18 protein-coding genes are annotated in these 23,802 nt (G+C 71.9%); 9 read left to right on the plus strand and 9 right to left on the minus strand.

What is annotated here, in order from left to right; genetic code table 11:
- Positions 1-85 precede the first annotated feature (85 nt).
- From nirD to ACIPFH_RS02820, 6 genes are all read right to left on the minus strand, one after another.
- Entirely contained in the window at positions 86-436 is a 351-nt protein-coding gene (gene nirD / locus ACIPFH_RS02795) for a nitrite reductase small subunit NirD (protein ID WP_356252650.1), read from the minus strand.
- The gene (gene nirB, locus ACIPFH_RS02800) at positions 433-3,048 is read right to left on the minus strand and encodes a nitrite reductase large subunit NirB (protein WP_401822366.1); all 2,616 of its coding nucleotides are present in this window, start codon (positions 3,046-3,048) and stop codon (positions 433-435) included. The genes nirD and nirB overlap by 4 nt, the downstream gene beginning before the upstream one ends.
- On the minus strand, positions 3,048-4,262 hold the full coding sequence (locus tag ACIPFH_RS02805) for an NAD(P)/FAD-dependent oxidoreductase (protein ID WP_401822369.1): 1,215 nt from the start codon (positions 4,260-4,262) through the stop codon (positions 3,048-3,050). Before ACIPFH_RS02805 ends, nirB begins: the two co-directional genes overlap by 1 nt.
- A gap of 249 nt (positions 4,263-4,511) precedes the next feature.
- Complete coding sequence (locus tag ACIPFH_RS02810; protein WP_401823712.1) at positions 4,512-5,138, minus strand: class F sortase; 627 nt, start codon at positions 5,136-5,138, stop codon at positions 4,512-4,514.
- A gap of 139 nt (positions 5,139-5,277) precedes the next feature.
- Positions 5,278-5,850, minus strand: a complete 573-nt coding sequence (locus tag ACIPFH_RS02815; RefSeq protein WP_401822372.1) for a hypothetical protein — start codon at positions 5,848-5,850, stop codon at positions 5,278-5,280.
- 306 nt (positions 5,851-6,156) lie between these two features.
- A complete protein-coding gene (locus ACIPFH_RS02820; RefSeq protein ID WP_401822375.1) occupies positions 6,157-6,654 on the minus strand; it encodes a gamma-glutamylcyclotransferase family protein in 498 nt (165 codons plus the stop codon).
- A gap of 177 nt (positions 6,655-6,831) precedes the next feature.
- Here ACIPFH_RS02820 and ACIPFH_RS02825 point away from each other — a divergent pair, with 177 nt between their 5' ends.
- From ACIPFH_RS02825 to ACIPFH_RS02835, 3 genes are all read left to right on the plus strand, one after another.
- A complete protein-coding gene (locus ACIPFH_RS02825) occupies positions 6,832-8,478 on the plus strand; it encodes a M4 family metallopeptidase (RefSeq protein WP_401822378.1) in 1,647 nt (548 codons plus the stop codon).
- A gap of 234 nt (positions 8,479-8,712) precedes the next feature.
- Entirely contained in the window at positions 8,713-9,225 is a 513-nt protein-coding gene (locus ACIPFH_RS02830) for a hypothetical protein (RefSeq protein ID WP_401822380.1), read from the plus strand.
- 324 nt (positions 9,226-9,549) lie between these two features.
- Positions 9,550-10,257, plus strand: a complete 708-nt coding sequence (locus tag ACIPFH_RS02835) for a DUF6215 domain-containing protein (protein WP_401822382.1) — start codon at positions 9,550-9,552, stop codon at positions 10,255-10,257.
- A 191-nt stretch (positions 10,258-10,448) separates the two neighbouring features.
- Here ACIPFH_RS02835 and ACIPFH_RS02840 read toward each other — a convergent pair whose 3' ends face one another.
- Positions 10,449-11,990 (minus strand): MFS transporter, encoded by a 1,542-nt coding sequence (locus ACIPFH_RS02840; RefSeq protein ID WP_401822385.1) that lies wholly within the window; start codon positions 11,988-11,990, stop codon positions 10,449-10,451.
- Positions 11,991-12,188: 198 nt separating this feature from the next.
- Between ACIPFH_RS02840 and ACIPFH_RS02845 the strand changes: the two genes are divergently transcribed.
- Positions 12,189-12,929, plus strand: a complete 741-nt coding sequence (locus ACIPFH_RS02845; RefSeq protein WP_401822388.1) for a TetR/AcrR family transcriptional regulator — start codon at positions 12,189-12,191, stop codon at positions 12,927-12,929.
- Positions 12,930-13,214: 285 nt separating this feature from the next.
- Here ACIPFH_RS02845 and ACIPFH_RS02850 read toward each other — a convergent pair whose 3' ends face one another.
- Positions 13,215-15,362 carry a molybdopterin oxidoreductase family protein gene (locus ACIPFH_RS02850; protein ID WP_401822390.1) on the minus strand — a complete coding sequence of 716 codons (2,148 nt, stop codon included), beginning with the start codon at positions 15,360-15,362 and terminating at the stop codon, positions 13,215-13,217.
- Between the two features lie 165 nt (positions 15,363-15,527).
- Positions 15,528-16,205 carry a vancomycin high temperature exclusion protein gene (locus ACIPFH_RS02855; protein WP_401822393.1) on the minus strand — a complete coding sequence of 226 codons (678 nt, stop codon included), beginning with the start codon at positions 16,203-16,205 and terminating at the stop codon, positions 15,528-15,530.
- 180 nt (positions 16,206-16,385) lie between these two features.
- Here ACIPFH_RS02855 and ACIPFH_RS02860 point away from each other — a divergent pair, with 180 nt between their 5' ends.
- From ACIPFH_RS02860 to ACIPFH_RS02880, 5 genes are all read left to right on the plus strand, one after another.
- Positions 16,386-17,252 (plus strand): sirohydrochlorin chelatase, encoded by an 867-nt coding sequence (locus ACIPFH_RS02860; RefSeq protein WP_401822395.1) that lies wholly within the window; start codon positions 16,386-16,388, stop codon positions 17,250-17,252.
- 396 nt (positions 17,253-17,648) lie between these two features.
- A complete protein-coding gene (locus tag ACIPFH_RS02865) occupies positions 17,649-18,932 on the plus strand; it encodes a deoxyguanosinetriphosphate triphosphohydrolase (protein ID WP_401822398.1) in 1,284 nt (427 codons plus the stop codon).
- Positions 18,933-19,098: 166 nt separating this feature from the next.
- A complete protein-coding gene (locus ACIPFH_RS02870) occupies positions 19,099-20,364 on the plus strand; it encodes an NAD(P)/FAD-dependent oxidoreductase (protein WP_401822400.1) in 1,266 nt (421 codons plus the stop codon).
- 41 nt (positions 20,365-20,405) lie between these two features.
- A complete protein-coding gene (dnaG, locus tag ACIPFH_RS02875) occupies positions 20,406-22,301 on the plus strand; it encodes a DNA primase (protein WP_401822402.1) in 1,896 nt (631 codons plus the stop codon).
- A gap of 107 nt (positions 22,302-22,408) precedes the next feature.
- Positions 22,409-23,770 (plus strand): sigma-70 family RNA polymerase sigma factor, encoded by a 1,362-nt coding sequence (locus ACIPFH_RS02880; RefSeq protein ID WP_401823714.1) that lies wholly within the window; start codon positions 22,409-22,411, stop codon positions 23,768-23,770.
- Positions 23,771-23,802 lie beyond the last annotated feature (32 nt).

The raw sequence follows: 23,802 nt of genomic DNA on the forward strand, positions 1-23,802 counted from the left end.
CGGGCACTGAGCACCGGGCACCGGGCACCGAGCGCCAGAGGCCGGCCTGACGGGCGTCCGTCGGGCCGACCGTCGGGCTCCCCCGTCAGGCCGTCCGTACCTCGTAGGCGGCGATGCGTACCGTCTCGTCGTCCAGGCACTCCCCGTTCAGCAGGTCGAAACGCTGCTTGAGCAGGGGGGAGGCGACGAACGAGCGGCCCTGGTGGGTGCCGGTCAGGCCGCGGGAGAGGACGGCCGCTCCGCTGAACGGGTCGCGGTTGTCGACGGCGTACAACTCACCCGCCCGGTCGCGGAACAGGGCGACCTGGCGGCCGTCGGGCAACAGGGCGGCCACACCTCGGCCGGGGATCAGCTGGCTGAGGTCACAGACTGTGAACCACTGCTCTTCCAGCCGCAGTTGGACCTTGAGGTCGGTCGTCTCGAGTGCCAGGGTCATCGCTGGGCGCTCCCTTCCAGGGGACGGTGGCCGATGGACAGCAACGGCAGGTCGGGCTTGATCTGGTCGCGCTCCGGGACGAAGCCGACGACCGGGTCGGGGGTGTCGGGGGCGTTGACGAAGGACACGAACCGGGCGAGCTTCTCCGGGTCGTTGATGGTGGTCGCCCACTCGTCGGCGTAGTGCGCCACGTGGTCGGTCATCAGGGACTCCAGCTCCTCGCAGATGCCGAGGGAGTCCTCCACGACCACGTCACGTACGTGGTCCAGGCCGCCGGGGATCCGGTCAAGCCAGGTCGAGGTGCGCTCCAAACGGTCGGCGGTGCGGATGTAGAACATCAGGAACCGGTCGATGAGGCGGACCAGTTCGGTGTCCGTGAGGTCCTGGGCCAGCAGGTCCGCGTGGCGCGGGGTGGCGCCGCCGTTGCCGCCGACGTAGAGGTTCCAGCCGTTGGAGGTGGCGATGATGCCGAAGTCCTTCGACTGGGCCTCTGCGCACTCGCGGGCGCAGCCGGACACCGCCGACTTGAGCTTGTGCGGGGAGCGCAGCCCCCGGTAGCGCAGCTCCAGGTCGATCGCCATCCGCACGCTGTCCTGGACGCCGTAGCGGCACCAGGTCTGGCCGACGCAGGACTTCACCGTGCGCAGCGACTTGCCGTAGGCGTGGCCGGACTCGAAGCCGGCGTCCACCAGCCGGGTCCAGATCAGTGGGAGTTGCTCGACCCGCGCGCCGAACATGTCGATGCGCTGACCGCCGGTGATCTTCGTGTAGAGGCCGAAGTCACGGGCGATCTCACCGATCACGATCAGGCCCTCGGGGGTGATCTCACCGCCGGGGATGCGCGGGACGACCGAGTAGGAGCCGTTCTTCTGGAGGTTGGCGAGGAAGTGGTCGTTGCTGTCCTGGAGGGCGGCCTGCTCGCCGTCCAGGACATAGCCGCTCGCGCCGATCGTCGGGGCGAGGGAGGCGATGATCGAGCCGACGGTGGGCTTGCAGACCTCGCAGCCGTCGCCGCCCCGGGCCTCATCGCGGCCGTAGCGGTCGAGGAGGTCCTGGTAGGTGTTGATGCGCAGGGCGAGGACGATCTCGTACAGCTCCTCGCGGGTCTGCGAGAAGCAGCCGCAGAGGCCCTTGTCGACCTCGACGCCGCTCGCCTCCAGCTCCGCGGTGACCAGCTGGCCGAGCACCTTGACGCAACTTCCGCAGCCGGTACCGGCCTTGGTGCACTTCTTCACCTCGGGCACGGTCGTGCAGGAGTGCTCCGTCACCGCGCCGCGGATCGTGCCCTTCGACACGTTGTGGCAGGAGCAGACGATCGCCTCGTCCGGCAGCGCGGACGGGCCGAGCTGCACGGACTCCCCGGCACCGGCCGGCAGGACCAGCGACTCGGGGGCGACGGGCGGTACGGATCCCGTGAACGCGCGCAGGGTGCCGTAGGCCTCGGCGTCGCCGACCAGGATGCCGCCGAGCAGCGTGCCGTCACGGCCGATGACCAGCTTCTTGTACAGGCCCGACCGGGAGTCGGAGTAGACGACGTCGAGGCAGTCCTCGGAGGTGCCGTGCGCGTCGCCGAAGGACGCCACGTCGACGCCGAGCAGCTTCAGCTTGGTGGAGAGGTCGGCGCCGGTGAAGGACAGCTGCTCGGACTCGTCGGCGGCGATGGTCGCGGCGACCGTGGTGGCCTGCTCGTAGCCGGGGGCCACCAGGCCGTACACCCGGCCGTCGGCGGCCAGCGCGCACTCGCCGATCGCGAACACGTGCGGGTCGTTCACCGTGCGGCACTGCTCGTCCACGGCGATGCCGCCGCGCTCGCCGACCGTCAGACCGCACTCGCGGGCCAGCTGGTCGCGGGGGCGGACACCGGCGCTGAACACCACCAGCTCGGTGGCGAGTTCGGAGCCGTCGGAGAGCTTCATGCCGGTGACCGCGCCGGACTCGTCGACCACGATCTCCTGCGTGCCCACGCCCGTGTGGACGGACAGGCCCATGTCCTCGATCGTGCGCAGCAGCGCGGCGCCACCGCCCTCGTCGACCTGGACCGGCATCAGTCGGGGCGCGAACTCCACGATGTGGGAGGTGAGTCCGAGACCCTTCAGCGCACCGGCCGCCTCGAGGCCGAGCAGACCGCCGCCGACCACCGCACCCGTGGTGCGGGTCTTGGCGTACTCCTCGATCGCGAGGAGGTCCTCGATCGTGCGGTAGACGAAGCAGCCCTCGGCGTCCTTGTTCGGGACGGGCGGGACGAAGGGGTAGGAGCCGGTGGCCAGGACGAGGATGTCGTAGTCGACCGCCAGTCCCGAGCGGGCCGTCACCTTGCGGGCCTCGCGGTCGATCGTCTCCGCGGGGTCGCCGACGTACAGCTCGATGCCGTGCTCGGCGATGAACGCCATGTCCGTCATGGACAGGTCCTCGGGCGTCTTGCCCGAGAAGTACGAGGTCAGCTGCACGCGGTCGTAGGCGGGACGCGGCTCCTCGCACAGCACGACCACACGGTGCGTGGCGGTCATGCCGCGCTCGGCGAGCGCCTCCAGGAAGCGCTGGCCGACCATGCCGTGGCCGACGAGCACGATCGTGGGGCTGGGCCGGTCCCCGACAATTGCGGTCGTGGTCATCAGGAGCCTCCATCGTTGGTGAGCAGGTGGAGCAGGGGGCCGCCGTCGGAGGGGAGCGGCTCTGCTCCCTCCCAGGCGCGCGCGAGCGCGCCGACGGTGCCGAGTTCGCCGACGAGGACCCCGCCGACCAGGCGGTCGTCGCGGACGACGACCTTGCGATAGGTGCCCCGGGTGGCGTCGGCGAGCTGTATGACGTCGTCACCGGGGAGCGGCTCCGTCTCGCCGAACGCGGCGAGGTCGAAGGCGCTGTTCCCGGCGAGGGTGAGCCGGGTGAGGGCACGGGTGCCGCGGTACCGGGAGTCCGCGTCACCGCAGAGCGACTCGGCGAGGACGTCCGCCTGTTCCAGCGCCGGCGCGGCCAGCCCGTACACGTTCCCGTCGTGCTGGGCGCAGTCGCCGATCGCCCGGACGTGCGGGTCGGACGTGCGGAGTTCGTCGTCGACCAGGATTCCCTTGTGCACGGCGATCCCCGCGCTCTTGGCGAGACCGGCGCGCGGGGAGACCCCGCAGGCCAGCACCACCAGGTCGGCGCCGAGGGTGTAGCCGTCGGCCATCTCCACCGAGCGGACGGCGCCGCCGACGCAGCGCACGTCGCGGACCCGGCACTCGGTGTGGACCTCTACGCCGAGGTCCTTCAGGTGCCGGAGCACCAGCTTGGACGCGTTCGGGTCGAGCTGGCGTTCCATGAGGCGCTCGGCCTGCTGTGCCAGGACGACCTGCGCGCCGCGCATCGCGAGCGCGCGGGCCGCGGAGACCCCGAGGAGCCCGCCGCCGATGACGACCGCCCGTGCGCCCGGCCGTACCGCCTTCGACAGGCCGAGGCAGTCGTCCATGGTGCGGAAGGCGTGGACGCCCTCCGGCAGGACGTGGTCGGGCGTGAAGAGACCGCGCAGGGGAGGCAGCACCGGGTTGGAGCCGGTGGCCAGGACCAGGGTCTCGTATGCGATCTCCGAGCCGTCCGCGCAGGCCACGGTCCGCCGGTCGCGGTCGATGCCGGTGACCCGGGCCCGGACCAGTCCGGCGGGTGCGGGCAGCGCGATCACCTCGGGGGCGTACCGGCCGGCCAGCACCTCGGCGAGCAGGACCCGGTTGTAGGGCCGGTGCTCCTCCTCGCCGATCAGCAGCGCGGGCGTGCCCAGCTCGCCGAGCCGGCGGGCGAGTCGTACGCCCGCGAGGCCGGCGCCGATCACCACCACACGCGAATTCGAGGTCATGTCCAGGAGCGTGCGATGCCGAGGTTACCCGGCAGCATCACCGTTGTTTCCCGCGAGGAACGCTGCCCTCAGCGGGGCCGGGGCGCAGGTGTGAGGGTTCCGTCCCGCGCCGCCCCGGCCCCCGCCACGTGCCCCGCGCCCTGGCGGGTCGGAGACGAGCGGGTCGGAGACGGAGCGGTTCGGAAACGACGGATCGGCGCAGGGGCGGGCCGCCGGGGGCCGGGGGAGGAGCCGCCGGTGCCCGCCCGGTCAGAGGTGCGAGGACGTGAGGTGGGCGAACACGACGACGTTCCCCTGATAGCCGGTCGACTTCGTGTAGCTCCCGCCGCAGGTGATCACCCGCAGCTCCGGTCTGCCCGCCGCCCCGTACACCTTCTCGTCGGGGAAGTCGCGTGCCTGGTACACCTCGACGGCGTCCACGGTGAAGACGGCGACGCTCCCGTCGCGCCGGTCCACCTCGATGGCGCTGCCCTTGCGCAGCGCGCCCAGGTCGTAGAAGACGGCCGGCCCGTCGGCGTTGTCGACGTGACCGGCGACGACGGCGGTGCCGGTGTCGCCGGGAGTGGTGCCGGCCTCGTACCAGCCGGCCAGGTTCTTCTTCTCGGCGGGCGGGACGTCGAGGCTGCCGGACGGGGTGAGGGCGAGGCCCGTCAGGGGGGCGTCCACGTGGATCGCGGGGATACGGACGCGGTCGGGCGGCGAGGGCGGCAGTGCCGGGGCGGACCTGGTCCGTACGTGCGGGCCGCCCGAGTGGGCCTGGGCCGCCGACGGCTGCGGCGGGGCGTGCGTCTCGGCGCCGCTGTGCAGCAGCCACGCGCCGCAGCCGAGAGCGACCACGGTGACGGCCGCTATGGCGGTGTTACCGACCCTGCGCATCCCGGGACCCTTCTCCATGCACGCTTTCCGTGGTCTTCCTGGTCGGTGAACCCCGTTCCCCCTCCGGGCCGCGAGGGGCGTCGGACCCGGAGGGGGAGGGGACATGCGGTACCGGCGGACGGACAGCGGAGGGTGTCCGTCAGATCCCGTCGCCTCTCGCCCGGCGATGCAGGAGCCAGGTACCGCCCGCGGCGGCGACGGCGAGAGCCGCCACACCGGCCGCGGTCTGTACGGGGTCGGGGCCCAGTGCGCCGCCGACCCCCGTCTTCACACTTCCTCGTGGACGCACCGGCTGTTGGTCCGTGGCCAGCACGACCACCAGGTCCCCGCTGACGCGCCGCCCGCCCGCGGCGCACTCCGCGACGATCTCGTACGTCCCCGGCTGCGCGCTCGGCGGCACCCGGAACCGCCCGACCGCCTCGCCCTCCTGCGCGCCGCCGGGTGCGAGCGGGAAGCGACCGGCGCCCACGGCTCCGGCGTCGCCCGTCGCCGCTGCGCCGTCCCCGCATGCCGCCGTGTTCACCGAGATCTGCCCGCCCGGCACGGCGGTGGAGGGGTACACCTCCAGGCTTCCGGCACGGGTGCCGGCACCGAAGCCGTGGGCGGGCCCGGCGAACCCGGCCGTCGCGACGACGGCGAGCGCGGTACCGGTCAGCAGACGTGCGCTACGGCGTGCGCTACGACGTGCGGTACGACGGGCGATGCGTCGCATCGGTGCTCCTTCGAGCTCTTCGAGTCTCCCTGCCCTTCCGAGGTAAGTCGCAGCGGCGCGAGCGCGCTTCCTGAGGGTGCGTCAGGAATGGGATGAATGGGTGTCAGATGCGCGGCCGGGATACGTACCTGCACCCGCGTTTCAGCAGGTCACCGCAGCGCGGACAGCACGGCACGGAAAACCGCCCACGGGGCGGGTGAACGGGTGACCGCCACTGCCGAAGGGGGCGACGGCTGCCACCGGGCGGGGCGACGGCTGCCGCCCAAGGGGCAGTGAGGGCCGCCGCCGGGGCGGAGTGAGGTCACCTCACCGTCGTGCGAGCCAGTCCCCGCTCTCGATCAGCTTCCCCCGGGCCCGTAGCCGGGCGGCGACGGCGGGTGCGGCGACGTAGACCCAGGCGCGTACGGGGAGGGAAGCCGAGCCGCCCCCGCGAGCCTCCACCGTCACCCCCATCCCCATCCCCGTCCCCGCCCCCGTCCCCAGCCCCGTCTCGACGTCGATCTGTACCTCGCGCGTGACCCGCTCGTACAGGTTGCGCGGGTCGCCCGGCGCGTACTCCTCCAGCCGGTCGAGCGCGGCGAGCAGTTCCCCGTACGCCTGGGGGAGGGGCGTGACGAGAGAGCCGGTCACCCGCCCGCCCCGTTCCTCCACCGCGTAGGGATAGCCGGGCCCCTGATACAGCACCGCCCCCGCCAGTAGCGCAGGCTCCTCGCGGACGGTGCGGCCGCGCAGGAAGAGGTCGTGGTTGACCTCGCCGGGCCGGAGGGTGCCGTAGACGAAGAAGGGGAGTCCCGGAGCGCTCACGGAAACGATTCTCTCCCCTCACCGCCCCCTCACCGGTCCATCGCGTATGCGCTATGGACATGACATGTCATGCCCTCTTAAATGCCAGGACGACATCAGCGCCACCTCCACAGGCCACCCACAGGCCACCCCCACACGCGCCCCCACGGCGCCTTTTCGAGGAGACCGAAGACACTGATGAGTCGGATACGGCAGCACGTCCGAGGTTCCCGTCTCGCCACCGCCGGCATCGCCGCCACCACGGCCACCCTCCTGGCCGCCGTGCTCTCCCCGGTGGCCGACGCGGCCGACAGGCCGACCCGGGCGACCGCGCTCGACAACGCGGCGGCGGCCCTCGCCGACCACGCGACGACCCTGGGCCTCACCTCCGTACAGGGCACCTCCGTCCGTGACGTGGTCGTCGACAAGGACGGCGCCCAGCACGTCCGCTACGACCGTACGTACCGGCAACTGCCCGTCCTGGGCGGCGACTTCGTGGTCCACCTGGCCGCGGACGGCGCCTACCGCAGCGCGAACCGGGCGACGCGATCGGCGATCTCACTCGCGAGCATCAGCCCGAAGGTGCCGGCTCCCAAGGCCGCCGACGTCGCCGTGAACGCGCTGCGCGCGGCCAACCTCGGCGAGACGCTGAAGCAGGTGAAGGCGAAGCCGCAGCTGGTCGTCGACGCGCTGCACGGCGCCCCGAAGCTGGCCTGGCGGACCGACGTCGTGGCCCTGGACTCGCTCGGCAACCCGGTCGCCCGCGCGGTGCTGACCGACGCCCGCACCGGCGCCCAGATCGACGCCTGGGACACCATCGAGACCGCCACGGGTGACGGCAAGTCCCTGTACGGCGGCACGGTCCCGCTGGAGACGACCCTCTCGGGATCGGCGTACCAGCTCAAGGACCCGACGCGCGGGAACACGTACACCGGCGACGCGGCCAACAAGACCGACCTGTGCATCTTCGGCATCTGCATCAGCCGCGCCCCGGCGACCCTGTTCACGGACGCCGACAACCACTGGGGCACCGGCGCCACGACGGACCGTTCGACGGCCGCCGTCGACGCCCAGTACGGCACCAACGCGACCTGGGACTACTACAAGAACGTGCACGGCCGCAACGGCATCGGCAACGACGGCAAGGGCTCCTACAACCGCGTCCACTACGGCAACAGCTACAACAACGCCTTCTGGGACGACAGTTGCTTCTGCATGACCTACGGCGACGGTGACGGCACCCAGCTCGGCCCGCTGGTCGCCCTGGACGTGGCCGGCCACGAGATGTCCCACGGCGTGACCTCGAAGACGGCCGCGCTCACCTACTCGGGCGAGTCCGGCGGCCTGAACGAGGCGACGTCCGACATCTTCGGCAGCCTGGTCGAGTTCCACGCGGGGAACGCCTCCGACACCGGGGACTACCTCATCGGCGAGAAGATCGTCCGTTCCGGCTTCGGCCGCGACGCCCTGCGCTACATGGACAAGCCGAGCAAGGACGGCAACTCCGCCGACTACTGGAGCAGTTCGGTCGGCAACCTCGACGTCCACTACTCGTCCGGGGTCGCCAACCACTTCGCCTACCTCCTCGCGGAGGGCAGCGGCACGAAGACCGTCAACGGCGTCACCTACAACTCCCCGACGTACAACGGCTCGACGGTCACCGGCATCGGCCGCGACAAGCTCGGCGCCATCTGGTACCGCGCCCTGACCGTCTACATGACGTCCTCGACGAACTACGCGGCGGCGAGGACGGCCACCCTGAACGCGGCCCGAGACCTCTACGGCACGGGCACCACGGAGTACAACGCGGTAGCGGCGGCCTGGGCCGCGGTCAACGTGAACTGACCAGCCCCCCGACCCGCGACGCGGCCGCCCCGGCCTCCGAACCGGGGCGGCCGCCCTGTCACGTAGTCACGTAGTCACGGAAAGCCCATACCATTGAAGCGGAACTTCCCCTTCATTTTTTGATAACACATCAGTCACGCTTTGCCATTCCGGCCGCCTTGGAAGATCCCTTCCTGCGGATCATGCAAGTGAGCCCCAGTGGTTCGCACGGGGGTACCACGGAAAGGCATTCGGATGACATTCTCCATCCGGCGTTCGGCCGCGACCACGGCCGCGTTCCTGCTCGCTCTCGGAGGGCTGACCACGCTGACGGTCGCGCCCGCGTACGCCGACGACTTCGCGTGCAGCTACCAGGACAAGACCTTCCCCACGCCCGGGGACGACACGTACGTCGAGATCGAGTTGTGTATCCAGAGGGTCGCGGACGGCTACGAGGCCACCGCCGACGTCAGCTGGTTCAACGGCGGCACCAGCAGCGTCGACGGCAACCGGAAGTTCGACCAGTTCGACGTCCAGGTACGGGTCGAGCAGTACGTCTCGGGCTCGGACGACATCAAGGGCAGCCGCACCTGCGACATCCGCTACGACGTCAACAGCTTCCCGCGGTCCAGCGACCGCTGCTCCAAGTTCGTCACGCACAACCGGACCGCCACGTGGAGCGCCGACGGCAAGGTCGTCTACGACATAGACCGTGACGGTGAGGGCAACTCGACCTGGAACCTGACCGGTTCGCCGCGGATCGACTGACCGGTCGACCGTGGGCGCCGGCCCGGGAATTCACCGCCCTTGCGTGTTCTCGGGCATTCGAAGCAGAACGGCCCTCGCGGAAGCGGGGGCCGTTCGCGAAGCGATATCGAGATCGGCGTCGGGGACCGTCTCGATCGGCTGCTCGCCGCTGTCCGCTCGCCGCTGTCCAACTCGTCCGGCCGGGGCGCTCACGGCGCTGATCGTCGCGGGTGCTGGATGTGACCGATCGGTGAAGGATTTCCGCTTCCCCATGGTTGGATCACCCGTTACGCTCCCCCAGCGCGCATCCGGCGCGAGCAGGGGGTACCGGGGGTAATGGGGGACATGACCGAGGAAGTTACCGCGCCCGAGAAGGGCCCGAACGCATGGGCTCAAGCCATCGCGGCGCTGGTGGTGGTCGGGGCGCTGGGGGGCGGGCTCTTCGTGCTCCAGAAGAACGACGCCAAGGCGGCCGACAAGCCGGCGTCCTGCTCCGTCGGCGACGAGGACGCGAAGGCCGACAAGGAGGCCAAGGCGGCGCGGCGCGTCTCCGGGACGCAGTTGTGCACGGCGCTGAACCGTGCGGACCTGCCGACGCTTCTGGGCACTCCGCTGGAGCACGCGCTGACGGCCTACGGCAGTGACGGCTCGGTCGAGACGGTGGGCGCCGCCGAGATCCACACCCCCGAGGGGACCGTCCAGCTGGACACCTACACCGTGCAGCTCTCGCGGTCCTACGACGAGCTCCCGATCGCGGGGATGGAGGACCTGCTGAACGAGGCGGAGTCCAAGACGATCCTGGGCCACCCGGCGGTGCTCTACTCGAGCCGGACGATCGCCATCAACTTCAACCTCGGTGGGAGCGGCAAGGCCGACACCGGCCCCGGCGGCATCGCCCGCACCCTTGTCGTCGCCCCGGACACCAAGGACGGCGGCGGCTCCTACGAACTCTCCATCTGGCGCCAGGACGACATGCGACCGGACGACACGGCGCTGCTGCGCGTGGCGCAGGAGGTCCTGCCCATGGTCCCGGGCTGGACGACCGCCGGCTGACAGCCGGCCCGGCTACTCCGCCTGCCGCTGAACGCACCGTTGAACTACCGCTGAGCACGCAGCTGAACACGCGGAAGGCCGGCACCCCGCAGGGTGCCGGCCTTTCCACGACGGAAGCCGTGCCGCTCGGGCGACCGGTTCGGCCGACCAGTTCAACTGAGCGGTCCAGCCGGACGGTTCGGACGACCGGCTCAGGCGACGGGCTCAGGTTCCTCCGCCCGGGTCTCGGTCGCCGACTGCTCCGGCTTGCGGTCCCGCATCACCAGGGTCGCCAGGATCGCCGCCGCCAGGACACCGACCGCGCTGACGGTGAAGGTCGTCGTCATCGAGGCGGTGAAGGCCTCCCTGGCCGCCCGGACCAGGCTCGCGTCCTGGCCGGCGACCGCCAGCGCCCCGCCGATCGACTGCCGGGCCGCCTCGGGGGCGTCGGACGGCATCTCGGCAGCGAAGCCGCTGGTCAGCAGGGAGCCGAGGATCGCGATGCCGAGGGCGGTGCCGGCCTGCTGGATGGTGTCGTTCAGGGCCGAGCCGACGCCCGCCTTGTCCTCGGGGATCGTGCTCATCAGCGCGCCGACGGCGGCCGGCATCGCCAGGCCCGCGCCGAGGCCGAGCAGTCCGAGGGCGATCGCCGGGACGGTGAAGCCCGAGTCGGCGTCGACCGTCGTCAGCAGGGCGAAGCAGGCGGTCATCACGAGCATCCCGGACAGGATCACGAACCGGTTGCCGATCTTCTCCGCCAGCTTCACGCCCATGCCGTTGCCGAGCAGCGCGGCGACGGCGAGGGGCAGGAAGGCGAGGCCCGCCTTGACGGGCGAGTAGCCGAGGACGAACTGGAGGTACTGGGTGAGGACCAGCAGCAGTCCGCCGTTGCCGATCTGGACCAGCGCCAGCGACAGCGAACCACCGCTGAAGTTGCGGTGCTTGAAGAGGACCAGTGGGACCATCGGGGCGGACGTGACGTTCTCCCAGATCACGAAGCCGGCCAGGCCGACCACGGCGACCGCCAGCGAGAGCGTGGAGCGGCCGCCGAACGCCCCGTGCTGCGGGAGTTCGATGATCCACCAGACGAGGGCGGTCATACCGACGGCGGAGAGCACGGCGCCCAGCGGGTCGGGCTTCTGCCAGGGAGCCCTGGACTCCGGCATCAGCACCACGGCGGCGACCACGGCGAGTGCGACGACCGGGACGTTGATGAGGAAGATCGAGTGCCAGGAGAAGTGGTCGATCAGGACGCCGCCCAGGACCGGGCTGCCGACCAGCCCCAGCATCGACACCGAACCCCAGGCCGCCATCGCCCTGCCGCGTTCCTCGTCGTCGAAGACGGTGATGAGGATCGAGAGGGTGGAGGGCATGATCAGCGCCCCGCCGACGCCCATCGCGGTGCGTACGGCGATCACCTCGCCGGGGTTCGTGCAGATCGTCGCGGCCAGTGAGGCCGCCCCGAAGAGCAGCAGACCGATCAGCATCACCTTCCGGCGGCCGAAGCGGTCGCCGAGGCTGCCGGAGGTCAGCAGGAGGCCGGCGAAGACCAGGATGTAGGAGTCCAGGATCCACTGGGTGTCCTGGGCACTGGCGCCGATGTCCTCGGTCATCGAGGGGATCGCGACGGTCAGCGCCATGCTGTCGATCGTCAGGACGACCGTGCTGAGGCACAGCACGACGAGGATCCACCAGCGACGGGGATCGCGGCTGTCCCTCGCGGTTTCCTTGAGGCGTTCCGTCGGGGCTTCCATCGGAGGCGTCCTTTCGTCCTGCGCACAGCGTTCGTTACTGCGCACACTGTTCCGGGTGATGCGTACGGCGTTCCGTTCGATGCGCACACTGTACGCAGCTCGGAACAGTGTGCGCAAGCCTCGAACTCTGTACGCTGAAGGCGCACGATGTACGCACCCAGGTGTCAGACGCTTACGCACCGAGGAATCGGAGGGCCCGTGGCCGCCAGGACGAAGAACCCCCACCCCGTGCCGTCCGTCTGGGCCAGGGAGCGCCGAGAGCCGGACCAGCCGACGCTCAGCCGGGACGCGATCGTCCGCGAGGCGATCGCCATGCTGGACACCGACGGCATCGAGGCGCTGAGCATGCGCAAGCTGGGCGCCCGGCTGAACGCCGGCGCGACCAGCCTGTACCGGCATGTCGCCACCAAGGACGAGCTGATGGAGCTGGCCGTCGACGAGGTCGCCGCCGAGATCCACGTCCCGTCCGCCGACGGCGCCGACTGGCGGGCCGCCGTCGCCGAGGCCGCCGGCTCCTTCCGCGCGACGGCGCTCCGGCACCCCTGGCTGTCGTCGGTCCTCGGCCAGGCCGGCCTCGCCTACCTCGGCCCCAACCTCATGGCCTTCGCCGAGCGGCTCGCCGCCCTGTTCACGGCCGCGGGCTTCAGCGAGCCGGGCCGTGCCATCGAGCCCGTACTGAGTTACGTCATCGGTGTGAGCACGACCGAGGCGGCCTGGCTCACCACGGTCGCCCGCTCCGGCGAGACCGAGGTCGAGTTCATCGCCCGCCTCATGCCCGCCGCCCAGCAGGCCGCCGCCCCCTACGCCCACCTCGCCGACGACTACGCCGCGAGCGCCGCCGAGTCGACGGACCCGGTCGCGCTCCGCGAGGACAAGTTCACCTACGGCCTGGAGGTCGTCCTGGACGGCCTGGCACTGCGACTACCGGACGCCCGCTAGAGCCCGGCCTGTCGGGTCGCGAGGGGTCCGGTCCCGTCGGGTCGCGAGGGGTCCGGTCCGGTCGGGACAGCTCGTGTCCGGTCGGGACAGCTCGTGTCCGCTCGGGTCGCGACGGGTCGTGTCCGGTCGGGACGGGTCGTGTCCGCTCGGGTCGCGACGGGTCGTGTCCGGTCGGGACGCGACGGGTCGTGCGGGCCTGCTCGGCCCGCTCTCGACTCCCCGCCCTCGACCCGTCCCGCCGTGCCCCGCACTCGTCCCGCACTCGCCTCGCCTCGACCCGGACTCCTACGGCTCCGCGATCTCCACCCGCACCGCGCACACCTTGAACTCCGGCATGCGCGAGATCGGGTCCAGTGCCGGGTTGGTCAGGGTGTTGGCGCGGCCCTCGCCCGGCCAGTGGAACGGCATGAAGACGGTGTCCGGGCGGATCCCGGTGGTGATCCGGGCCGGCGCCACCGCCCGTCCGCGCCGCGACACCACGGCCAGCGGGTCGCCCTCGGCAGCTCCGAGCCGCGCCGCCAGCCGGGGGTGCAGCTCCACGAACGGGCCGGGCGCGGCGGCGTTCAGCTCGTCCACGCGCCGGGTCTGGGCGCCGGACTGGTACTGGGCGACGACCCGCCCGGTGGTGAGCAGGACGGGGTAGTCGTCGTCCGGTTCCTCGGCGATCGGGCGGTGCGAGACCGGCACGAACCGCGCCCGTCCGTCCTCCGTGGCGAACCGGTCGAGGAAGAGCCGGGGCGTGCCGGACGTCCGCGGTTCGCCCCCGTCGTCGCCCGTCCCGTCGCTCGCCTCGTCTCGCCCCTCGGCCCGCTCCTCGGCTCCCTCGGCCTCCGCCGGGCAGGGCCAGAACACCCCGCCCTCCTCCGCCAGTCGCCCGTAACTGATCCCGGAGTAGTCCGCGATGCCGCCCGCGCTGGCCCGCCGAAGCTCCTCGAAGACCTCCTCGGGGTCGGTCGGGAAGCCCTTCTCGACGCCCAGCCGCGCCGCCAGCTCGTGCAGGACCTCCAGGTCGCTGCGCACCCCCTCCGGGGCGGTGATCGCCCGGCGGCGCAGCAGCACCCGTCCCTCCAGGCTGGTCGTCGTACCCGTCTCCTCCGCCCACTGGGTGACCGGCAGGACGACGTCGGCGAGGGCCGCCGTCTCCGACAGGACGACGTCGCACACGGCGAGGAAGTCGAGGGACCTGATGCGCTCCTCGATGTGCGCGGCACGCGGCGCCGACACCACCGGGTTCGAGCCCATCAGCAGCAGCGACCGGACGTCGGACCCCAGCGCGTCCAGCAGCTCGTACGCGCTGCGCCCGGGCCCCGGCAACGAGTCCGGGTCCACGCCCCACACCTCGGCGACATGCCGCCGGGCGGCCGGGTCGTCCAGCTTGCGGTAGCCGGGCAGCTGGTCGGCCTTCTGGCCGTGCTCGCGCCCGCCCTGCCCGTTGCCCTGCCCGGTCAGACAGCCGTAGCCGCTGAGCGGCCGTCCCGCCCGTCCCGTCGCCAGACACAGGTTGATCCACGCGCCGACCGTGTCGGTGCCCTTGGACTGCTGCTCCGGCCCGCGCGCGGTGAGCACCATCGCGGCCTCGGGCTCGCAGAACATCCGCACGGTCTCCCGGAGTTCTGGAACGGACACCCCCGTGATCCGCTCCACGTACTCCGGCCAGTGCGCCATGGCGGCCGCCCGTGTGTCCTCCCAGCCGACGGTCCGCTCCCGCACGTACTCCTCGTCGACCCGCCCCTCGGCGACGATCAGGTGCAACAGGCCCAGCGCGAGCGCGAGATCCGTGCCCGGCCGGGGCGCGAGGTGCAGGTCGGCCTGTTCGGCGGTCTTCGTGCGGCGCGGGTCGATCACGATCAACGTGCCGCCGTTCTCGCGCAGTTCGCTGAAGAACCGCAGAGCGGGCGGCATGGTCTCCGCGAGGTTGGAGCCGACCAGGATCACGCACCCCGTCCTCGGGATGTCCTCCAGCGGGAAGGGGAGCCCCCGGTCGAGTCCGAACGCCTTGATGCCGGCGGCTGCCGCGGACGACATGCAGAAGCGGCCGTTGTAGTCGATCTGCGAGGTGCCGAGGACGACCCGCGCGAACTTGCCGAGCGTGTACGCCTTCTCGTTCGTCAGCCCGCCCCCGCCGAACACGCCGAGCGCGTCGGCCCCGTGCTCGGAGCGCACCCTCGTCAGCTCCCCGGCGATCCGGTCCAGCGCCTCTTCCCAGGTGGCCGGCACGAGCGAGTCGCCCTTGCGCACCAACGGAGAGGTCAGCCGCACCCGGGAGGAGAGCACCTCCGGCGCCGTACGGCCCTTGCCGCACAGCGCGCCCCGGTTCACCGGGAAGTCCGGGCGCTCGACCACTTCGACGCCTCCCGTGGGCAGGGGCGACAGGGCCATCCCGCACTGCAGGGCGCAGTACGGGCAGTGGGTGGGCGTCGAAGTGGTCGGCATACGCTCCAGCGTGCTTCGGCCGTGTTACGCGCCGTGCGGCCTCCTGTTACGGCGGTGTGGTGGTGCCCTCCCCGCCGGACCGGGCCCGCGGTGAGGCGACCCGGCAGGGCACGCCCCGCAACCCCGCCGCCGAAACCCCGGCCTTCCGATCCTCGGCCCGCCGCTTCACCGGCCGTCGGCCAGCGCCCTCGTCACCCCGGGTTCCTTCGGCCCGAGGAACCGGGGGGCCGGCTCGAACACGGCGTCCAGCGCCGCCTTACCGGCCGCGAGGACCTCACGGGCGCCCCCGTAGTACCAGGTCACGTCATGTTTGGCGGCGACGCCGACCCCGTACGAGTCGACCCCCGCCGCCTCGCACAGGGCGACGGCCCGACGGATGTGGAAGTCCTGGCTGATCAGCACGGCCCTGTCGACGCCGAAGATCTTCTTGGCCCGGACGCAGGAGTCCCAGGTGTCGAAACCGGCGTAGTCGCTCACGATCCGCGAGGCGGGCACCCCGTGGCCGGTCAGATACGTGCGCATCGCGTCGGGTTCGTCGTAGTCCTCGCGGCTGTTGTCACCCGTCACGAGAACGACCTCGATACGGCCCTCCCGGTACAGTTTCACCGCCGCGTCCAGCCGGTGCGCGAGATACGGCGAGGGCTCGCCGTCCCACAGACCGGCGCCGAAGACGACGGCGACCTCGGTGCGCGGCGCGTCGGCGGTCGTACCGAGCCGGTCGGCCGTGGACACGTACAGCCAGGTGGCCGGCGACAGCGCCAGCACGCACCCGGCCATCACGGCCTGCACCAGCCGCCGCCGCCCGGCACGAGTGCGCGGCAGCCGCGGTCGACGGATGTGCATACGGTGTCCCCCCAGGTCGTGAGCCCCTTCGGCCCGGAAAGACGCAGCCCACGGTGATCCGGTTCGCTCACGTGCCACGAGCCACATCTCACACCGGGCCCCGGCGCGGCGTGAACGACCGGAAAACACTCGTGACGGTCAGGCAACCGGGGTGCAACCTCGTGCCGTCAGGATCTGTTCATGACGGCGTCGCCCTCGCAGTACGACGAGTCCGAAGTCCACCTCGACAGTACGGCGCACATCATGAACCGGATCAGCTCCCAGCTCGCCAGCCAGCTCAGCCTCGTCCAGCACGACGGCCGCCGGCGTCCCGGCCCGCCCGCGCTGGTCGTCGTCGCCCACGGCAGCCGCGACCCGCGCGCGCTGAGCACCGTCCGCACGCTCCTGGACCGGGTCCGCGAGCAGCGGCCCGGCCTGTCGGTGCGCCTCGGCCATATCGAGCTCAACGAGCCGCTGTTGACGGACACCCTCGCCGACCTCGACGCCCACGGTACGACGGACGCCGTCCTGGTCCCCCTCCTCCTGGCCCGCGGCTACCACGTCAAGCGGGACATCCCGGAGATGGCCGCGAAGGCGAGGGTGCACACGCGTGTGGCCGCGCCGCTCGGCCCGCACCCGTTCCTCGTGGAGACCCTGTTCGCCCGCCTGGTCGAGGCGGGCTGGCGCACCGACATGACGGAGACGGAACGCCGGACGAGTGCGGTCGTCCTCGCGGCGGCGGGCTCCCGCGACCCCGACTCGGCCGTCGACACCCGCCGTACGGCCGACCTCCTGGCGCGGCGCCTGGGCGTGCCGGTGGTCCCCGCGTATGCCTCCACGGCGACCCCGACCGTCCCGACGGCGCTGCGGGCCCTGGCCGCGCGAGGCCGCGACCGGGTGGCGGTCGCCTCCTACTTCACGGCCCCCGGCCGCTTCGCGACGGAGTCCGCGGCGGCGGCCCCCTGGATCGCGTCCGCCCCCCTGGGCACCCACCCGGCGATGGCGAGCCTGCTCCTGCACCGCTACGACCAGGCATGGCAGATGAGCAACTCCAGTAAGGCCGCCTGACGGCACGCGGGCGGGCGCGAGAACCCACAGCCCGCCCGCACCCGCCGGTGCCCGGCACGCGGCGCCACCCCGGCGAAGTGGCGCGGCTCCGGTCGGCCGCACCCGCCGGTGCCCGGAGAAGCGGCGGCCCGGCGAAGCGGCGTGGGCGCGCCCGGCCGCGGACCGCCGCGCACTGGCCGGTGTCCGGCACGGCGCAGTCCCGGCGAAGTGGCGCGGCCCGCCCGCCCGCCGACCGCCCCGCACCCGCCGGTGCCCGGCACGCGGCGCCACCCCGGCGAAGTGGCGCGGCTCCGGTCGGCCGCGGACCCGCCCCGCACCCGCCGGTGATCGGAACGCGGCGGCTCGGCGGGCGCCTCGTGGCGACCGATTGTCACCGCTGCCGCTTACTGTCGAGACATGGAAGGCACCGCACACCCCGACATCGCCTATGACCCGACGTCAGTCGCCCGCTGGGCGCCCGAACCCGACAAACGCCCGGGCCGCACCGCCTTCCAACGGGACCGCGCCCGCGTCCTGCACTCCTCGGCGCTGAGAAGGCTCTCCGGCAAGACGCAGGTGGTGACGCCGGGCACCCGCACGGACGCCTGGGACGCCACGCCGCGCACCCGCCTCACCCACTCCCTGGAGTGCGCCCAGGTGGGACGCGAACTCGGCGCCGCCCTCGGCTGCGATCCCGATCTGGTCGAGGCGTCCTGTCTCTCCCACGACCTCGGGCACCCCCCGTTCGGGCACAACGGCGAACAGGCGCTGAACGAGTTCGCGCGGGACTGCGGCGGCTTCGAGGGCAACGCCCAGTCGCTGCGACTCCTCACCCGCATCGAACCCAAGCGCTTCACCGCCGAGGGCTCCGTGGGCCTCAACCTCACCCGTGCCACCCTCGACGCCGCCACCAAGTACCCCTGGCCCCGAGGCGCCCACCCCGTCGACCCGGCCTCCTCCAAGTTCGGCGTCTACGAGGACGACCGGCCCGTGTTCGACTGGGTCCGTGAAACGGCCCCCGGCACGCGCACGTGCTTCGAGGCGCAGGTCATGGACTGGGCCGACGACGTGGCGTACTCGGTGCACGACGTCGAGGACGGCCTGCACGCGGGGCACATCGACCCCAACTGCCTGCGCGCCGAACCGGAGCGCCAGGAGATCTTCCGGGTCGCCGTCGGCCGCTACGTCCCCGCCGGCACCGATCCGGCCGAACTCGCCGCCGCCCTGGACCGCCTCCAGGACCAGGACTGGTGGCCGCACGGCTACGACGGCACGGCGGCCGCCCAGGCCCGCCTGAAGGACGCCACCAGCCAGCTCATCGGCCGCTTCTGCCTGGCCGCCGAGGGCGCCACCCGCACGCGGTACGGCATCGGCCGCCTCACCCGTTACGACGCGGAACTCGTCGTACCCGACGAGGCGCGCCTGGAGTGCGCCGTCCTCAAGGCGGTCGCCGACCGGTACGTCATGCAGCGCGCCGAACAGGAACGCCTGCGCGCGGACCAGCGTGTCGTCATCACCGAGCTGGCCGAGGCGCTCACCACGCGCGCCCCCGACGGCCTGGACCCCCAGTTCCGCGCCCTGTTCGAGCAGGCGTCCGACGACCGCGCCCGCAAGCGGGTCGTCGTCGACCAGATCGCCTCTCTCACCGACGCGTCGGCCCGCTCGCTTCACAGTCGCCTGACGGGGCACACGAGACCCTGACAAGTGCGGGCCCGGTGCGCCCGAACGGGGCCCGAAGGTGACCCAGCGTGCCCTCATCGGGCACGTCCCCCTTCCCCCATCACGCTGTGTGCGGGACGCTCGCATGTGGCGGCACGCACAGTGTCCTCTGGGGGACCTCCCCCCAGACCCCGGTAGGAGGCATCACGTGGTCGACGCGGATCAGACATTCGTCATCGTCGGAGGAGGTCTGGCCGGCGCCAAGGCGGCCGAGACGCTGAGGGCGGAGGGCTTCACCGGCCGGGTGATACTGATCTGCGACGAACGCGACCACCCCTACGAGCGACCGCCGCTCTCCAAGGGCTTCCTGCTCGGCAAGGAGACACGGGAGAGCGTCTTCGTGCACGAGCCGGCCTGGTACGCGCAGAACGACATCGAACTGCACCTGGGCCAGACCGTCGACGCGATCGACCGCACCGCCAAGACGGTCCGCTTCGGCGACGACGGCACGCTCGTCCACTACGACAAGCTGCTCCTCGCCACCGGCGCGGAGCCGCGCCGCCTGGACATCCCCGGCACCGACCTCGCCGGCGTGCACCACCTGCGCCGGCTCGCGCACGCCGAGCGCCTCAAGGGAGTGCTGGCCTCCCTCGGCCGGGACAACGGCCACCTGGTGATCGCCGGCGCCGGCTGGATCGGCCTGGAGATCGCGGCGGCGGCCCGCGAGTACGGCGCCGAGGTCACCGTCATCGAGCCGGAGCCGACCCCGCTGCACGGCGTCCTCGGCCCGGAGCTGGGGAGCGTCTTCGCCGACCTGCACCGCGAGCACGGCGTCCGCTTCCACTTCGGCGCCCGGCTCACCGAGATCATCGGCCAGGACGGCATGGTCCTCGCCGTCCGCACCGCCGACGGCGAGGAACACCCGGCGCACGACGTCCTCGCGGCGATCGGCGCGGCCCCCCGCACGAGCCTCGCGGAGGCGGCGGGCCTCACCCTCGCCGAACGCGTGCACGGCGGAGGCGTCGCGGTCGACACCCGGCTGTGCACCTCCGACCCCGACATCCACGCGGTCGGCGACGTCGCGTCCTTCCCGCACGGTCTCTTCGACACCCGGCTGCGCGTCGAGCACTGGGCCAACGCCCTGAACGGCGGCCCGGCGGCCGCCCGCGCGATGCTCGGCAGGGACGTCACCTACGACCGCGTGCCCTACTTCTTCTCCGACCAGTACGACCTGGGCATGGAGTACAGCGGCTGGGCCCCGCCGGGGACGTACGACGAGGTGGTGATCCGGGGCGACGCCGGCAAGCGGGAGTTCATCGCGTTCTGGCTGAACGAGGGCCGCCTCCTCGCCGGGATGAACGTGAACGTGTGGGACGTCACAGAGCCGATCCAGAAGCTGATCCGCGCCCGAACCCCGGTGAACACGGACGCGCTGGCCGATCCGCACGTTCCCCTGGAGAGCCTCGCGCCGTAGCGCGCCTCTCGAGTGTCGGTCCGCCCCCGTAGAATCACCTCGTGGCAGGACGGATCAACGACGAGGACGTGAAGGCGGTACGGGACGCGGTCCCGATCGACGCCGTGGTGTCCGAGTACCTCCAGCTGCGCAACGCGGGCGGCGGCAACCTCAAGGGCCTCTGCCCGTTCCACGACGAGAAGTCGCCGTCCTTCCAGGTCAGCCCGAGCAAGGGACTCTTCCACTGCTTCGGCTGCCAGGAGGGCGGCGACACCATCTCGTTCGTGATGAAGGTCGACCACCTCACCTTCTCCGAGGTGGTCGAGCGGCTCGCCGCCCAGGCCGGCATCACCCTGCGCTACGAGGAGGGCGGCTACAACCCCGCCCACCAGCGCGGCGAACGGATCCGTCTCGTCGAGGCGCACAAGATCGCCGCCGAGTGGTACGCGGAACAGCTCGCCACCGGGCCGGAGGCCGAGACCGGCCGGATCTTCCTCGCCGAGCGTGGTTTCGACCAGTCCGCCGCCGTCCACTTCGGCGTCGGTTACAGCCCCCAGGGCTGGGACCACCTCACCCGTTTCCTGCGCGGCAAGGGCTTCACCGACAAGGAACTGTTCCTCTCCGGCCTCGCCCAGGAGGGCCGCCGAGGCCCCATCGACCGCTTCCGGGGCCGTCTGATGTGGCCCATCCGCGACATCGGCGGCGAGGTCGTCGGCTTCGGCGCGCGCAAGCTCTACGACGCGGACAACGGGCCCAAGTACCTCAACACGCCCGACACGGCGATCTACAAGAAGTCCCAGGTCCTCTACGGCATCGACCTGGCCAAGCAGCACATCGCGAAGACCAGCCGGGCCGTCGTCGTCGAGGGGTACACCGACGTCATGGCCTGCCACCTGGCAGGTGTCACCACCGCCATCGCGACCTGCGGCACGGCCTTCGGCGGCGACCACATCAAGATCCTCCGCCGGCTCCTCATGGACAACGGCAGCGCCCGCGTCATCTTCACCTTCGACGGTGACGCGGCCGGCCAGAAGGCGGCCCTGCGCGCCTTCGAGGACGACCAGAAGTTCGCGGCCGAGACGTACATCGCCATCGCGCCGGACAACATGGACCCCTGCGACCTGCGCCTCGCGAAGGGCGACGAGGCGGTCGCCGACCTGGTCGAACCCCGCACGCCGCTCTTCGAGTTCGCGCTCCGCCAGATCGTGGTGCGCTACGACCTCGACACCCCGGCGGGCCGCGCCGCCGCCCTCGACGAGGCCGCGCCCATCGTCGCCCGGATCAAGAACAGCGGCGCCCAGCACGAGGTCGCCGTCCAGCTGGCCGGCATGCTCGGCATCCTGGACACCCAGTTCGTCGTCAAAAGGGTTGCCCAGCTGGCCCGTTGGGCCCGCGACCGCGGCGGCAAGGGCCCGGCCCCGGCCCGTGGCCCCCAGCCGTACGAGTCCGCCGCCCGGCCCACCGCCGGCGGCCCCGCCCTCAACCTCCGCAACGCCGTCTACGCGACCGAACGCGAGCTGCTGAAGCTCGCCCTGCAACGCCCCGAGCTGGTCTCCCCGGCCTTCGACGCGTACGGGATCGACGAGTTCACCGCCGCCCCCTACGCCGCCGTACGCCAGGCGATCCAGGACGCGGGCGGCGCCGAGTACGGCGTCAAGGACGGACAGGAGTACCTCGTCCGGGTCCGGGAGGCCGCGCCCGACGACGCGGTCCGCGCCATGGTGACGGAGCTCGCGGTCGAGGCGATCATGCGCCGCACGGTCGACGAGAACTACGCGGGCGAGCAGTTGGTGACGGTCCGTCGCAGGGCCGTGGCCCGCAGGCTCACCGATCTCCAGAGCACGCTGACCCGTCTCGGCCACACGGACCCGGCCCAGTCGGCCGCCGTCCAGAACGAGATGATGATCCTGACCAGGTACGACAGGGCGTTGCAGCACGAGGGCCCGTCCGCTCTCTGAGCCGCCGCCCGCGACGGGGTGACCACGCGGTCACGGACCGGACGCAAAAAGTCGCCGCACGCCCCTCGTGGCGGCTGTGTGTCGTACTCCACACTGGGGTGCGGTGCCTGAGTCCTCGGAGCGCGGCCGATCCCGGAGGGACGCGGCGTGGCCGCCGACTCCGCCCCGAAGTACCGCTGCTGCTCACCTCAGCAGCGATCATCCTGGAGGTCGCCCCCGTGCAGACCCAGACCCTGACCCAGTCCGTCAGCACTGCCGAGAGTAGGGCCGGTACCACCGGTACCAGTACGGCCGACGGCACGGAACCGGACGCCGAGACCGACGTCCTGGCCGCCGTCCCACCGCAGAACCGTCCCGCGCACCACCCGGAGACCCACCCGGAGACCCAGACGGAAGCAGACGCGGAAACAGACGGCGAAGCGCACGCGCGAACGCAGACCGAGCAGGAGATCGAGCCGCCTGCCGAGGCTCTGGTGGACACCCCTGAAGACGCCCCCGAGGACGCTCCCGAGCTCGTCCCGCCGCCCCGTGCCCGCCCCCGCGCCAGCGACAGCGGCAGCCCCTCCTCGGACCTGTTCCGGCAGTACCTGCGGGAGATCGGCCGCATCCCGCTGCTCACCGCGGCCGAGGAGGTCGACCTGGCCCGCCGCGTGGAGGCGGGCCTGTTCGCCGAGGAGAAGCTGAGCGGCGCCACCGACCTGGACAGCCAACTGGCCCTCGACCTCGACCGGTTGGTCGTCCTGGGCCGCATGGCCAAACGCCGCCTCATCGAGGCCAACCTGCGGCTCGTGGTCTCCGTCGCCAAGCGGTACGTCGGGCGCGGGCTCACCATGCTCGACCTCGTCCAGGAGGGCAACCTCGGCCTGATCCGGGCGGTCGAGAAGTTCGACTACGCCCGCGGCTACAAGTTCTCCACGTACGCCACCTGGTGGATCCGCCAGGCCATGTCCCGCGCGCTGGCCGACCAGGCCCGCACCATCCGCGTCCCGGTCCATGTCGTCGAGCTCATCAACCGGGTCGTCCGCGTCCAGCGCCGGATGCTCCAGGAGCGCGGCTACGAGCCGACCGCGGAAGAGGTCGCCGCCCAGCTGGACCTCCTGCCGGAGCGCGTCGGTGAGGTCCTGCGGCTGGCCCAGGAGCCGGTCTCCCTGCACGCCCCGGTGGGCGAGGAGGACGATGTCGCCCTCGGCGACCTCATCGAGGACGGCGACGCGGCCAGCCCCGTCGAGTCGGCGGCCTTCCTGCTGCTGCGCGAGCACCTGGAGGCCGTGCTCTCCACCCTCGGCGAACGCGAGCGGAAGGTCGTCCAGCTGCGCTACGGGCTGGCGGACGGCCGCCCGCGCACGCTGGAGGAGATCGGCCGCATCTTCGGCGTGACCCGCGAACGGATCCGGCAGATCGAGTCCAAGACCCTCAACAAACTCCGCGACCACGCCTTCGCGGACCAGCTCAGGGGCTACCTCGACTGAGCGGGACCTCGACCGGGCGGAGCCGCTCGCCG

It is taken from the genome of Streptomyces sp. NPDC088157 (assembly GCF_044741545.1).
Taxonomy (GTDB): Bacteria; Actinomycetota; Actinomycetes; order Streptomycetales; family Streptomycetaceae; genus Streptomyces.